Below are 14,103 nucleotides of genomic sequence, written 5' to 3'. Positions count from 1 at the left end.
CCCTAGATCGGGGTGTACACGACGGCGAGGAACTTCGCCTTCTGGCCGTCGTGGGCGCGCACCTGATGCGGCACGATGCAATCGTAGTAGATGCTCTCGCCCGGATGCAGCACGTAGACGTCCTTGCCGTACTCGATCTCGATGGAGCCCTCCATGCCGAAGAGCCATTCCTCGCCTTCGTGCCCCACGAGCTCGTGATCGGTCTCTCCCGAGGGGTCGACCGTGATGACGAACGGGTCCATGTGGCGCGAAGGACGCCCCGCGGCCAGGCTGAAGTAGCTCAGGTCGCCGGCGTCGCTGGCCGTCTCGAGCGTCTTGACCTTCGCAACCTCCTCCATCTGCTCGCGGTCGATGTAGGCGGGGCCCAGGTTCTCGTCGTCGTCCATGAGGGTGCCGAGGCGCACGCCCAACGCGCGCGTGATCTTGATGAGCGGCGCGAGCGAGGGCGGCAGCTCGCCGGCCTCGAGCTCCTCGATGACCGAGACGTCGCATCCGCAGCGATCCGCCAGGTCCTGGCTCGACAGGTGGTGCGCCGTCCGAAGGGTGGTGATCTTGTTCCCCAGCTTGTTCTCGTCCGCCATGGCAGCGTCCTCTCCTCGTGCTTTCCGTACCCGCCATACTACCCCACGATCTGCCGTTATCCGGCCACGATTAGGCGTGCGGCCGAAACGGCGGAGGCGCTTGGCGCCGCGTCGCGCCACGGGGGGACGCGGCGCGGCGGGCGCGCGATGCGGCGGGGCGCGACGCCGGCCATGGTACGGCTGCGCCAGCCGAATCGCGTTTTCTGGTCGAAAACGCACGGAATTCACCGCCGGCCGCCCGATCCCGCTGCGATTTTAAGCAAGGAGGTTTTCGCGACCTGCGACGATGCAGGGCGGTCAAGCTCGCAAGGGCGCTCGCCGCGAGACAAGCGGGCCCGATCGGGTGAATATCGCGCAAAACCTGCCAAAACTTCGAAGACGCCTGGCACGCCCGCGCCGCTTGAAGAGGCGGCGCTGCATTGCTCGCAGGAGCAGATCGACGCCGAACGCCGAAGCGGGGCGCGAGACGGACGAAGCCGCCTCGGAAGGCGGCTTCGCAACGGCGGAACCATACGGCCCCCGCAACCCGACGCGGTCGGGTCGTCAGTTCTTGAACAGCTCGTGCTTGAGCTCGTCCTCGTCCTTGATGGACAGCGAGGTCTGCAGCACGTCGCCGCCGAACGGACGGATGGCGTCGATGAACTTGTCGGTGGTCATCTCGTCCACCACCATGAACACGGCGGCGCTGTCGTCGCCGGACAGCAGGTTGCGCACGCGGTCCTGGAAGTCCTTGTCCACGCCGCGCTTGACGATGGCGCCCGTCAGCGCGCCGATGCCGGCGCCGATGGCCGCGCCGAACACGGGCACGAAGAACAGAAGGCCGAACAGCACGCCCCAGAACAGGCCCCACACCGCGGAGGTGCCCACCTTGGAACCGGGCGTGACCACGTCGTACTTGCCGTCGGCGCGGCGCGCCACGACGGCGATGGACTGGAGGCTGACGATGAGGTTCTTGTCGAGGTCGAGAACCTTCTGGTAAGCGGATTTCGCTTCCTGTTCGCTCGGATAACCGAGCACGATGAGCGTACTCATTTGATGGGGCTCCTTTCGATGCGAATCGATACAGCCCCACTCTAAGGCTCTGCGTCCGCAATGGCGCAAAGCGTTGCCGGACGATGCCCGACCGATACCGTCGCGTAAAGCGAATGCGAAGCGGCGCGGAGCCGGGGCCCCGCGCCGCTCAAGCGCTTAGCTATGATCGGGCGATCCTACCCGTACCTGTACTCCACGCCCATGGTCGGCTGTGGGTTCTCCCACTTCTTCACGATGGTCGAGCCGCAGGCGATGCGGCAGGTGCCGCACTCCAGGCACCCGGCGTAGTCGAAGGACTTCGCGCCGTCCCCGTCGATCTTGTACAGGGCCGCCGGGCACACGCGCACGAGCTTCAGGAACTCCTCCGTGTCGGGGTCGTCGACCAGCTCGATGTGGGCGCTCTCCTCGTCGACCTCGTACTTGTCGACGGCCAGGAACCCGTCGACGTTGACCGTGATGTCGCAGACCTTGCTCATAGGGCCTTCACTGCTCCTCTCACTTCGCGGGCGAGCTTGAAGAGCCCGCGCTTCTTCACGATGGGCATCATGCGCTTCATGAGCGGCCTCTGCGGCGCGCCGTCCACGCTGAACATGGCGTTGAAGATCTCCTTCACCATGACCGGGTAGTCGGTGAACATGGAGTCCCATCGCTCCATGACGTGCGGCCACTTGCTGAAGGTCTTGAGGTCCTGGATGACGAACGAGCCCTCCATCTTGGCCTTGTAGGACGCGAGGCCGGCCTCGGAGACGTCGCCCTTGTCGATGGCCTCGACGGCGGCCTCGGCCGCCATGCGGCCCGACGCCACGGCGAAGTCCATGCCGCGCACCTGGTAGCCCATGTTCATGCACAAACCCGCGGTCTCGCCGGCCACGACGCAGCCGTCGAAGACGTACTTCGGAACCATGTCGTAGCCGCCCTCGGGCACCATGTGGCCGGAGTGCTCCACCATCTTCGCGCCGCGGATGACGGGCGCGACCGCCGGATGGTTCTTGAAGTCCTCGAGCATCTGGTACACCGGGTACGGGTTCGACCCGTCCGCCGCCGTGGAGACGGTGGCCACGAGGCCGAGCGAGATGGAGTCCTTGTTCGTGTACAAAAAGCCGCCCCCGACGTTGCCGTGCGTGCAGTCGCCGACGAACAGCATCGCAGCGCCCTCGCCCTCGGGGCAGAGGAAGCGGTCCTCGATCTGGCCCGCCGGAAGCTCGAACACCTGCTTGATGCCCACGGCCATCTCGTTGGCCTTGGGACGGGGATTGCCGAGGCACTTCTCGGACAGAAGCGGGTTCGCGCCCTCGGCCAGGATGACCACCTGCGCGGTGATCTCGTCCTCGCCGGCGCGCACGCCGACGACCTTGCCCGCGCCGTCCTTGATGAGCTCCTCGACGGCGATGCCGCAGATGTACTCGGCGCCGGCGTCCTCGGCCTTGCCCGCCAGCCACTGGTCGAAGGGCCCGCGCAGGACGGCGTAGGAGTCCTTGCCCTCCTCGGCCAGCTCGTCGCTCGTGAAGTCGATGGTCATGTTGGAGCGGGGATCCATGAGCGCGATGCGCTCGTGGGTGATCTTGCGCTCCAGCGGGGCCTCCTGCTCGAAGTCGGGGAAGACCTCCTTGAGCGAGTGGGAGTAGATGCGCCCGCCGGTCATGTTCTTCGCGCCGGCGAAGTTGCCGCGCTCGACCACGAGGACGCTCTTGCCGGCCGATGCGGCCGTGTAGGCCGCGACCGCGCCCGCGCAGCCCGAGCCCACGACGATGACGTCGAAATCGGTTTCAGACACCTTTCATCCTTTCCTAAGCGTTAGTTTCCGTCGATCATACCGCGCTGCGGCACGCGCCGCAAACCAGCCAGGCTGCCATCCCGAGCGCGCGAGGCGAACGAGGTTCGTCGGCACGCCGCCGACGGGCTGGCGAAGGTCCCGTCGGATGCAGCGCTCCCCCGTCGCCGCTCGCGGCGCTCGGGATGGCAGCCTGGCCGGCTTCCCCGGTCCCGCGTCGTGACGCGGGACCGGGGAGCGATCGCAGAGCCTACAGCGCCGCCGCGAGCGCCGGGAGGACGTCCTTGACGTCGCCCACGATGCCGTAGTCGCACTGCTTGAACACCGGAGCGTTCTTGTCCTTGTTGATGGCGAACATCGTGCCCGCGCGGTTGCAGCCCACCATGTGCTGCATCTGGCCGGAGATGCCGCAGGCGACGTACGCCTTCGGGGACAGCATGAGGCCGGACACGCCCACGTACAGCTCGGTGGGAAGCCAGTTCACGCCCTCGGTGAGGGGGCGCGAGCAGGCCAGGCCCGCGCCCAGCTTGTCGCAGAGGGCGCGCGCCAGGTCGAGCTCGGGCTCCTCGGCGAAGCCGCGGCCGGCGGCCACGACGACGTCGGCCTTGTTCAGGTCCACGCCGCTCTTCTCGATGGGCTTGGACGACACGAGCTTCACGGGGTTGGCCGGGGCGACCCAGGCGACTTCCTCGACGACGTTCGCGCCGGAGGCCTCCGCGCCCTCGAACGCGCCGGCGCCCACCGTGTAGACGGCCACGTCGCCCGCGGCCTTCTGCACGCGCTCGGCCACGCCGCCGAAGTACAGGCTCGTGGCGCCGCCCTCGAAGGACATGACGTCGGTGATGACGGACGTGCTCGCATGCGCGGCCAGCTTGCCGGCGATCGTCTTCATGTGGCGCGTGGGCTCCACGAGCACGACGGCGGGCTGCTCGGCGTCGAACACGGAGATCACGGTGTCGGCGGCGTCGTCCAGGACGGAGCCCTCCGGCACGTCGATGCGGGCAACCTTGTCGGCGACGGCCTCGGGGGCCTCCCCGAAGGAGACGAGCACGACCTCGTCGGCCATGGTGCGCGCACCGGCGGCGAGTTCCCGGGCGGCGTCCGCGCGTTCAGCGATTACGAGTGCTTTCATGGATATCAACTCTGCCTTTCTGAATGCTTGAGGATGGTCGGGAACTTACAGGGCGGCCTTGAGGGCGGCGGCGAACTGCGCGACGGCGCCGTCGGCCGAGGCCTCGAGGATCTCCTGCTTGCGGTCGGCCTGCTGCGGCGCGAGGCACGACACCGTCTCCAGCGCGCTGGCGTAGGAGCCCTCGGCGCCGGCCACGTTCATCGGCTTCTTGCCGGCGGCCAGGATGTCCTTCATGCCCGGGATGCGGGGCAGCGCGATGTCGGGAGCGACGGAAACGACGGCCGGCAGCGGCACCTCGACGACCTCGACCACGTCCTCGAGCGTGCGCTCCACCTCGAGCGCGCCGTCCTTGGCGGTGATCTTCGTGGCGGCGTTCACCACGGGCAGGCCCAGCTTCGCGGCCAGCTGCACGTCCACCTGCTGCGCGTAGTCGTCGGCCGAGCCGTCGCCGCACAGGATGACGTCGAAGCCGCCCACCTTGCCCACGAGGTCGGCCAGGGCGGCGGCGGTGCCGTGGGCGTCGAGGCCCTTGCACGCGTCGTCGGCCGTCATGTACAGCTCGTCGACGCCGCGGGCGAGCACGTTCTTCTTGAGCTTGGAGTCGTCGATGTCGGCGCCTCCCACGGTGACGGCGACGACCTTCGAGCCTTCGGTGCCGGAAGCCAGCTGGGCGGCGGCCTCGATGGCGTTCAGGTCGTACGCGGACACGGTGTTCTTAGCCTTGGAGTAGTCGAGCGTGCGGTCGGCCGACACCTGGATATCCTGATCGTCGGGAACCACCTTGAAAGCAGCAACGATGTTCATCCTGTACCTTTCCCTTCTCGTGTGCCTTATTGCTTATGTACGCGATGCGCTCGCAGGGTGCGTCTCGGGCCTTCCCCTGCGCGTTGATCGCAGTTTGCCGTCAGGACGCCCTCCCGTCATCGCAAAATCGCTGTGAAACCCTCATTACTTAGATTTTGACTATGCCGATGCGGGGCTCGCGGGGCAGCATGCGGGGACGGGTCGGAGCTTGCCCGAAGAAGGAGGCGCACGGAGGCGCCCGCCCGTCATCACCACCCCCGTTTACCCGTGCCTACTGCTTTTTTTGCGATGCCCCGAATGCGCAGTATCGTCGAATTACTGCGCTGCTTGCGATGCGGCGCATACCTGACGATCCCTATGATGGAAACAGATTTCAGGCGCGTCGAACCTCTCGCCGGGACGTGCTGCGCATGCCGCGGCCGAGGCGAAGGCGCTTGGGAAGCCAGCGTGAGAATCGCAACGATCCAAGGAGGAGCAATGGCAGATTACTATGGCACCGACACCGTCGTATCCGAACTTCGCGAGGACGGCCTGCTGATCATCCGCATCAACCGTCCCGAGGTGGCGAACGCCCTCAACGGAGTCACGTCCAAGGCCATGGAGAACATCATGAACAACGCCGAGACCGATCCCGCGGTGCGCGCGATCATCGTCACCGGCACGGGCAAGGTGTTCTGCGCGGGCGAGGACCTCTCCGAGCTCAGCGAAGGCGGCGAGTGCCAGACCGTGACCGAGCACGGCTTCGGCGGCCTGACCGCGCGCCTGTGCTCCAAGCCCGTCATCGCGGCCTGCAACGGCTCCGCGGCCGGCGGCGGCATGGAGATCGCGCTGTCCTGCGACATGGTGGTGGCCTCCGAGCGCGCCAAGTTCGGCTGCACCGAGGTGGGCCTGGGCATCATCGCCTCCACCGGCGGCCTCGTGCGCCTCGCCCGCGACATCAACCGCAAGGACTGCATGGAGCTGCTGCTCACCGGCAAGAAGATCAAGGCCGACGAGGCCAAGGCGCTGGGCCTCATCAACTACGTCGTGCCGGCCGAGGAAGTCATGGACAAGGCCATCGAGCTGGCCGAAGAGTGCCTGAAGAACGCGCCTCTGGCCCTGAAGTGGACGAAGTACATCGTGCACGCCGCCGACCAGATGTCCGAAGAGGACGCCATGCGCTACAGCGACGCCGCCTACCGCTTCCTGGAGAAGACCGCCGACGGCATCGAGGGCCCGGCCGCCTTCGTCGAGAAGCGCACGCCGAACTGGCAGGGCAAGTAGCTCCTTCTTGGCTTTCGTCCTTGAAACCCCCGGACGCGCGTCCGGGGGTTTTCGCTTTTTCCAGCGCGGCAGAGGCGTGCGATCGGCGCGGACGGGTCGCATCCATCGCGAATCGGCGCGGACGGGTCGCGCGAGATGCGCATCCCTCCTCGCGTCAAAAAAGCGAGGCGATGGGACGGGGCCAACGTCTCATTCCTCCAACTCCCCCGTCAGACGTTCCTTCCAGGTGAGCTTGCGTGGCGCGAAGGGGCTTGGCAGGGGCACGTCGTGGCCGATGGAGCGCAAGGCGATGTCCCACAGCGTGCGGCGCCCGCCGAAGAACAGGTAGCGCTTCTCGAGCTCGGGAAGGGCCTCCTCGTCCGCCGCGCCGCTTTGGGCGAAGCCGTCGAGGATCGCGTCGCTCTCGCGCTTCGCCTTCGCCCGACGGTACGCCACCACGGCGTTCGCCACGAACACCCCCACGGTATAGGGCAGAACGAAGGCCTTCACGAGCGCCACCAGGTCGTCGGTGCGATAGTCGGCCAGCGCCCGAGCCTTGTCGCCCACAAGGTCGGGGTCGACGACGTGCGCGAGCTGCCCGCTTTCGCCCTGCGCCGCCCAGCGCTGCACGTCCACCAGCCACGCGCCCGCGAACACGATGGCTGCACCGGAGAACGCCACCGCCGCAAGGCCGAGCCCTTTGAACCAGCGCGCAACGCTGCTCATCCAGTAGTACGGTACCGTATAGGCGTACAGCAGCAGGAGCACGGCGGCGAACACCACCGAACCGCCGATGATCACGGCGTCCTGGCGCACGAAGTAGTCCGTCGCCGATCCGAGCACGCGCTGGACGTCGTAGACCCAGGAGAACCCGTCAGCGACGGCCGCCTCGGCAGGCCGGCCGATGGAGCCCGCGAGCGTCGAGATCCATGAGAGCGCCATGCCGAGAACCGCGACGATGACGAAGAACGCCGGCAGGGTGACCGGATGCTGGCCAGGCCGCGCGCGAGCCCGTTGTCGAAGCGCAGCGCCACGTAGTAGAGCAGCAGAAAGCCTCCCAGCAGCACGGCGGCGAATCCCAGGTACAGCGCGATGGAACCCGACAGCTCCGCACCCGGCAGAAGCGCGAGCGCAGCGCGCGAGACGAGCAACGCCGCCGACAGACCCACGAGCGCGATGCAGCCGAGCACCCAGGCGCGCTGCAGCCGATCGGTCTCGGTGTCGAGGCGCGCCGTGCCGTTCTCGTCGACGAGCCGCACGAAGTCCAGGCGGTGGATGCGCTGCGATACGCGCACCGCCTTCACGGCGAGCGCGAGCGCAGGCGGCAGGAACAGCGCGAGCCCCGCGCCCGCCGGCAGCGCAAGGCAGAGCCCCGCGTAAAGCGCGAGCGGCAGACCCCAGCGGTACCCCGTGTCGAAAGGCCGGCGCGTCCAGGCGCCCAACCGCCGGGCGGCCGAACGAACGGCCTGCTTGCTGTCGGGAAGGCTTCTCATCATGCATCCAGTGTACGATCGCCCCGCCCGCCGGACAAGCAACGGCTGCGCAACCCCGCGCGAGAGGAGCAAGGAAGCCGTTCGATATAACGGGAATTCCACGCGGCTCCAACGCGGATCACCCACGGATCCAACGCCGTTTCCACGTGGATCACCTACGGATCCAACGTCGTTCCAACGCGGATTCCACGTGCCATAACACCTGGTAAACAGCTGGTCTGCACGCTCGTAACACATCGAAGCCCCATGCTACCCTCACGTCATGAACAGATATCTCAGTCATACTTCCGCATTGGAATGGCTTGCATACGCGAAGGCCGATCCGCTCGCGCCGGCCGCAGCCGATCGTCGGGAACGGCTTCCTCGACACGACGGAACCCCGCTTCCGCCTGCCGGTAAGACGACGCGTGCGGACGTCGACGGGCTCGCCAGCTTCGGCCTCGGGTACCTCGCGAAGCCCGTGCACCTTCTCGTGCCGAGCAGCGAGTGCAGGATACGATGCGCCGACGCCCGTTGCCACGTGCGATCAGGCCCGTTCCCCGCCCGTTCGTTCCTGCCGATCGACGAAGGGACGTTCTCGTCCTCCCCGGAGCTCGCCTTCGTTCAGATGGCGGAAGTCCTGGACTGCCCCCGGCTTGTCAAGCTGGGGGACGAGCTGTGCGGCATCTACGGCATAGAAACCGTCGGCATCGTCGACTTCGACCGAACGAGCCCTTTCACCACCGTCAAGCGGCTAGGGCGGTTCCTGCTCAAGGCAGAGTGCATGCCCGGCCTGGTGAAAGCCCGGAAAGCAGTGCGACACATCGCGCCGGGTTCGGCTTCGCCCATGGAAACGGCCATCGTCCTGCTGCTCTGCCTGCCCCCGCGGCTCGGCGGGTACGGCTTGCCGCGCCCCGTAATGAACGGAAGGGCGAGCCTCAAGAAGCAAGCCTGCCGCAAGCCCTCCGACCGACGCTACCGTTGCGACCTCTTGTGGCCGGCCGCCGACATCGCCGTGGAATACGACAGCTTCCTGCATCACGGCAGCCGCGCGAAGATGGCCGACGACGCAAGAAGAAGGAACGACCTGCTGGCGCGAGGCACCACGGTGGTATCGATCACGGGCAGAACAGTGTGGAACCTCATCGAACTCGACGAGATCGCACGGCTTCTTGCAAGGCGCATGGGCAAGCGGCTTTCCACGAACGGAGTCGGCTGGCGAAAAGCCCAGCACGAGCTTCACGGGATGCTGACGGGGTCTTTCTTCGATGAACGATGAGCTTTCCGCTCGTATAATCGGCTTCCCAACATGCGCAGCAGGGCTTCGCGCACGTTTCCGCGTCGCGATGTGCAGCAAAAACGAGGTTTTGGCAGTCCTGACCACAAGGAATGCGAAACGGAGAAGTCGCGACCAGGGGTTTCGCCTGGTTGCGTTCGCTCCGACGGCGTCCAACCGCTTCCGAAACGTCGAAAGACTGCCAAAACCTCGTTTTTGCTGCACATCGATGAGATCGAACGTGCGCGGAGGCCGCGAGGAGCGGCGCGCGAAGCGAGGGCGGCACGAGGGTGGCGAGGCGAGGACGGCGCTGACGGTCGGGCGCATGCGGGGATCGCAAAGAGCAAGCGACGCGGACGGGCGCGAAGGTCGCAAGGTGCGGGCGGCGCGATGATCGCGTGACGAAGGAAGTCGAACGGGCACTGGGACCGCGAGGTGCGGGCGCGCACGGAGGTCGCAGGATGCGGGCGACGCGGGCGCACGGGGCGTGCGAGATGCCGTCGCGCGCCCGGGCGGTTGCCGGGCGCGCGAGGTTATGGCGCGGCGCCTCCCCTACGCCCCGCGCGGGTGCGCGCCCCCCTCGTCGAGCGAGCTCGTCTCCAGAAGCGACTTGCCCTTCGTCTCGGGCGCCATGAACGCCGACAGCACGAGACCCAGGATCACGAGGCCCGCCGCGATCAGCATGGTGGGGCCGATGCCGTAGGCGGCCAGGAACAGCGGCGTGCCGTACGTGGCGATGATGGTGCCGATGCGCGAGAACGCGATGGCGATGCCCACCGCAGAGGCGCGCACCTCGGTGGGGAACAGCTCGTTGGGGTACAGCCATTGCAGGATGCCCGGGCCGCCGCTGAAGAACGCGTACAGGCCGAACCCCAGGATGATCACGTAGATGGGGGCGTCCGGGAACACGCCCAGGATGACGAGGCCCACCGCCATGAGGGCGAGCGAGCGGATGAGCAGCGGACGGCGGCCCATCGAGTTCAGCCAGAACATGGCCGGGATGGAACCGATCAGGAAGAACAGGCTGACCACGCTCTCGCCCAGGATGGCCTCGTGACCCTCCCCCAGCCCGAAGGCCGTCATGATCTCGGGGCCGAACGTGTAGATGGCGTACATCGGCACCACCTGGCACAGCGTCAGGATGCCCAAGAACACGATGCGCTTGGCGTAGCCGCCCGCGAACACCTTGCGCAGGCTGGTCTTCTCGCCCGGATCCTCCAGCTCGAGCTCCACGCCTTCGCCGAACACGCGCCGCATGACGGCGTCGGCCTCCTCGGTGCGGCCTTTCTGAGCCAGCCACATGGGCGACTCGGGGATGTCGTGCCGCCCGACCAGCAGGATGATGCAGGGGATGACGGCCGAGCCGAGCATCCACTGCCAGCCGCCTGCCACGCTGTACAGGAAGTACCCCACGAACGCCGCCACCGTGGCGCCGAGGTACCAGGCGGCCGACACCATGCCCATGGAGATGGAGCGGTGCTGCTTGGGCGTGAACTCGGCGATGAGCGAGGTGGCTATCGGGTAGTCGGCGCCTACGAACACGCCGATGAAGAAGCGCGCCGCCACGAGCTGGAGCGGGTCGGCGCAGAACACGCTCAGGATGGAGAACGTTCCGATGGCCACGATGTCGACGATGAACATCTTCTTGCGCCCGATGCGGTCGGTGAGGTAGCCGCCCGCGATCGTGCCCACGAAGATGCCCAGCAAAACCGACGCCCCGATGGCCGCGCTCCACGCCTCGTCGAGGCTGAACAGCGGTGTGATCTGCGTGAGCGCCACGCCGATGAGCGAGAGCACGTAGCCGTCCAAAAACGAGCCTCCGCTTGAGAAGAACGTGATCTTGCGCAAGAAGGGCGTCATGGCAACGTCGTCCATGGTCTTCTTGGCCGACTTCTTCACCTTGTGGACCACGTCCCCGCCGATCTGCTTGGCGCTGTCGGCGACCTCGCCCATGGGAGGGCTCGTTACCTGGGTCATATGCTTTACGTTGCTCATGCTCTCGTCTCCTCCTGTGCTATGCGTTCCTCTTGCGATACATCCTGAGCGGAGCGAAAGCTCCCCTTACCGTCACCCCGAGCGAGCGCAAGCGAGTCGAAGGTCCCGGCGGCACCAGCCGTGACGTTTCCCGCTTGCGCCGCACGGAATCCTTCGACTACGGCCTGCGACCGGCGCTCAGGATGGCAACCTGCGGCTTACTCCCACTCGCAGATGCCGAAGTTCAGGTGCGGCTTGGCGCCGGTCTCGTCGGCGTCGGCGTCGACCAGCTGGAAGCGGATCTCGTTGTCGCCCACCTTCCACATGCGGGTCTGCAGCGTGGTGCCCGGCAGCACCGGCGAGGTGATGCGGGTCTTAAAGCGCTTCATGCGCTCCGGCTCGCCCGGGAAGAACGAGCTGATAATGTGGCGCATCGTGAAGCCGCCCAAGCTCACGCCGTGGGCGATGGGACGAGCAAGCCCCGTCTGCTCGGTGTAGGCGAAGTCGATGTGCTGCTGGTGCCAGTCGCCCATGAGACGGTAGATCAGCGGCATGTTGAGCGGCATCGTCTCCTCCACCACGGCATCAGGCGCACGATCGGGCATCTCCACGATGTCCTTCGGGGGCTTGGGGCCTCCCCAGCCGCCGTCGTAGATGCACACGTCCCAGGTCTCGGTCTCGCACAGAAGCGTGCCGTCGGAGGAGTAGGAGCGTCCGGTCTGCTTCGACAGGCACCCGCGGCCCTCGCCGCGGTCGTACAGCGCGTCCTGGGTGACGAACGTCTCGATGCGGTCGTTCATCTTGAAGGGCGCGTGCAGCTTGATCTCGAAGCCGTAGTGCAGCGAGCCGTCGTAGTCGTAGCCGTAGTCCAGCGTGCGCGTCATCTCCTCGTGCACGGTCAGCGGCACGCCGAAGATGGGCAGCACCTTGAGGTCGGGGTTCGCGGCGTCCCCCTCGTTCACGTACTCGAGGTCCGTCTTCCCGTCGTAGCCCGCGTTGCAGCCCAGCGCGCAGATCTCCAGGTCCTTGAACGTGTACTCCCTCACGAACGGCCCGAACTCCTTGCCCACGATCTCGGTGCTGATAGCCATAATCCCTCTCCTTCGGTCGCTTGTTACTGCAGCAGCTTCTTCTCGATTTTCATGGAGCACGTGCGGGGGAAGCTGTCGACGATCTCCACGTACGAGGGGACCTTGAACCCCGCCATGTGCTCCTCGCAGTACGCGAGCACCTCCTCCTCGGTGATCCGCGCGCCTGCGGCCGGCAGCACGAAGGCCTTCACGGCCTGGTCGCGGATGGGATCGGGCACGCCGATGACCGCGGCCTCGGCGATGCGCGGGTGGCCTGCCAGCACGTTCTCCAGCTCGGTGGTGGAGATGTTCTCCCCCGCCCGCTTGATCATGTTCACCTTGCGGTCGACGAAGAAGAACCAGCCGTCCTCGTCCACGTACCCCTTGTCGCCGGTCTTCAGCCAGCCGTCCTCGGTGAACGTGCGCGCCGTGGCCTCGGGGTCGTTGAAGTACTCCTTCATGATGGTGCGGCCGCGCACGCCCCTCACCTGGATTTCGCCTACCTCGCCCGGGTCGGCCTGCGTGCCGTCCTCGCGCGTGATGCGCACCTCGTAGCCAAGTCCCGCGCGTCCCACGGAAGGCCCCCGGCGCGCGCCGGTGGGCGGGTCGGTGAGCACCCAGCCGATGGACTCGGTGGAGCCGTACGTGTTCATGAGCGACACGCCGAAGCGCTGCTCGAACGCCTCCTTCTCGGCGTCGGACACCGGCAGGAAGTAGAGGATCTCGCGCAGCTCGTGGTTGCGGTCGTCGGGCGAGGCGGGCTGCAGCATGAGCGTGCGCAGCATCATGGCCACACACTGCGTGACGGTTGCCTTGAACTCGCGGATCTGCGACCAGAAGCGGCTGGCGCTGTACTTCTCCACCACGATGAGCGTGGCGCCCACAGTGAGCACCGGCATGAGCGCGGCCAGCTGGAAGTTGGAATGGCAGGCGGGCATGGTGGTGAGCAGGCGGTCGTTCTTCGTCAGCGCGACCTCCCAGTCGCCATACAAGCCGCTGAACAGGATGTTCGCATGCGTGAGCACCACGCCCTTCGGGCGCGAGGTGGTGCCGGACGTGAAGATGATCTCGGCCGGGTCGTCGGCGCTCAGCGGGCGCACCTCGTCGAGCTCGGCCGCCGCCTCGGCGCGCAGCCGCGAGAAGTCGTGCAGGGACCCGTCGCGCTCGAGGGCGGCGCGCGCTTCTTCGACGCCCTCGACCTTGTCGTCGTGCGTGCGCGCCACCAGCACGCCCTTGGGGCAATACGGGCCGCTGTCGCGCACGGCGCGGTACAGGTCGAGGAACTTCGGCTCAACCACCGCGCACGAGGCCTCGGTACGCTCGAGCACGAACGCGGCTTCCTCCACCAGGTACTGCTCGTTCATGGGCACCATGACGGCGCCGATCTTCGCCAACCCGAACAGGCACATCATGAACTCGGGGCACGTGCACAGCTGCACGGCCACGCGCTCGCCGGCCGCGACCCCCATCGAGAGGAACACGTTGGCCGCGCGGTCGATCTCCTCGTTGAACGCGCGGTACGTGTACGAGCTGGTCGAACCCGTGCGATCGCGGAAGAGGAGGAACTCGCGCTCGCCGCACGCGGCCACGAGGCCGTCCCACAGGCTGCGCACCGTTTCGTTTCCCACGATGTCGGTCAATCGTCTCACCTTTTCCATCCGTCGATCCCCTGGTAATCCGCACGATGCCGTCGTCGAGGGCCCTCGCCCGCAAGGGCGGCATCGTGCGGATGCGCGGCGAGTTCTGCCG

Annotated in this window: 12 protein-coding genes; 2 read left to right on the top strand and 10 right to left on the bottom strand. The window is 66.9% G+C overall.

Annotation, left to right across the window (positions count from 1 at the left end; all coding sequences use genetic code 11):
* Window positions 1–2: 2 nt before the first annotated feature.
* From GT590_RS08895 to fixA, 6 genes are all read right to left on the bottom strand, one after another.
* Window positions 3–581 carry a helix-turn-helix domain-containing protein gene (locus GT590_RS08895; protein WP_161171019.1) on the bottom strand — a complete coding sequence of 193 codons (579 nt, stop codon included), beginning with the start codon at window positions 579–581 and terminating at the stop codon, window positions 3–5.
* 543 nt (window positions 582–1,124) lie between these two features.
* On the bottom strand, window positions 1,125–1,613 hold the full coding sequence (locus tag GT590_RS08890) for a DUF1269 domain-containing protein (protein WP_161171018.1): 489 nt from the start codon (window positions 1,611–1,613) through the stop codon (window positions 1,125–1,127).
* A 176-nt stretch (window positions 1,614–1,789) separates the two neighbouring features.
* Window positions 1,790–2,089: a ferredoxin family protein gene (locus GT590_RS08885; RefSeq protein WP_161171017.1), complete on the bottom strand. Its 300-nt coding sequence runs from the start codon at window positions 2,087–2,089 to the stop codon at window positions 1,790–1,792.
* Window positions 2,086–3,387 (bottom strand): FAD-dependent oxidoreductase, encoded by a 1,302-nt coding sequence (locus GT590_RS08880; protein WP_161171016.1) that lies wholly within the window; start codon window positions 3,385–3,387, stop codon window positions 2,086–2,088. Before GT590_RS08880 ends, GT590_RS08885 begins: the two co-directional genes overlap by 4 nt.
* Window positions 3,388–3,634: 247 nt before the next feature.
* Complete coding sequence (locus GT590_RS08875) at window positions 3,635–4,516, bottom strand: electron transfer flavoprotein subunit alpha/FixB family protein (protein ID WP_161171015.1); 882 nt, start codon at window positions 4,514–4,516, stop codon at window positions 3,635–3,637.
* Window positions 4,517–4,561: 45 nt separating this feature from the next.
* A complete protein-coding gene (gene fixA / locus GT590_RS08870) occupies window positions 4,562–5,320 on the bottom strand; it encodes a putative electron transfer flavoprotein FixA (RefSeq protein WP_161171014.1) in 759 nt (252 codons plus the stop codon).
* Between the two features lie 477 nt (window positions 5,321–5,797).
* Here fixA and GT590_RS08865 point away from each other — a divergent pair, with 477 nt between their 5' ends.
* Window positions 5,798–6,583: an enoyl-CoA hydratase/isomerase family protein gene (locus GT590_RS08865; protein ID WP_161171013.1), complete on the top strand. Its 786-nt coding sequence runs from the start codon at window positions 5,798–5,800 to the stop codon at window positions 6,581–6,583.
* 189 nt (window positions 6,584–6,772) lie between these two features.
* Here the strand turns inward: GT590_RS08865 and GT590_RS14545 are convergent, their stop codons facing one another.
* A complete protein-coding gene (locus tag GT590_RS14545; protein WP_240129907.1) occupies window positions 6,773–7,504 on the bottom strand; it encodes a hypothetical protein in 732 nt (243 codons plus the stop codon).
* A gap of 813 nt (window positions 7,505–8,317) precedes the next feature.
* Between GT590_RS14545 and GT590_RS08855 the strand changes: the two genes are divergently transcribed.
* On the top strand, window positions 8,318–9,313 hold the full coding sequence (locus tag GT590_RS08855) for a hypothetical protein (protein ID WP_015760803.1): 996 nt from the start codon (window positions 8,318–8,320) through the stop codon (window positions 9,311–9,313).
* 549 nt (window positions 9,314–9,862) lie between these two features.
* Here the strand turns inward: GT590_RS08855 and GT590_RS08850 are convergent.
* From GT590_RS08850 to caiC, 3 genes are all read right to left on the bottom strand, one after another.
* Entirely contained in the window at window positions 9,863–11,305 is a 1,443-nt protein-coding gene (locus tag GT590_RS08850; protein ID WP_114548073.1) for an MFS transporter, read from the bottom strand.
* A gap of 197 nt (window positions 11,306–11,502) precedes the next feature.
* A complete protein-coding gene (locus GT590_RS08845; protein ID WP_086414529.1) occupies window positions 11,503–12,375 on the bottom strand; it encodes a MaoC/PaaZ C-terminal domain-containing protein in 873 nt (290 codons plus the stop codon).
* Between the two features lie 23 nt (window positions 12,376–12,398).
* The gene (gene caiC / locus GT590_RS08840) at window positions 12,399–14,012 is read right to left on the bottom strand and encodes a crotonobetaine/carnitine-CoA ligase (protein WP_240133630.1); all 1,614 of its coding nucleotides are present in this window, start codon (window positions 14,010–14,012) and stop codon (window positions 12,399–12,401) included.
* Between the last annotated feature and the right edge of the window lie 91 nt (window positions 14,013–14,103).

Origin of the sequence: Eggerthella sp. BIOML-A1 (assembly GCF_009875595.1) — a bacterium.
GTDB lineage: Bacteria > Actinomycetota > Coriobacteriia > Coriobacteriales > Eggerthellaceae > Eggerthella > Eggerthella lenta.
This window is presented reverse-complemented; position numbering and strand designations above follow the sequence as displayed.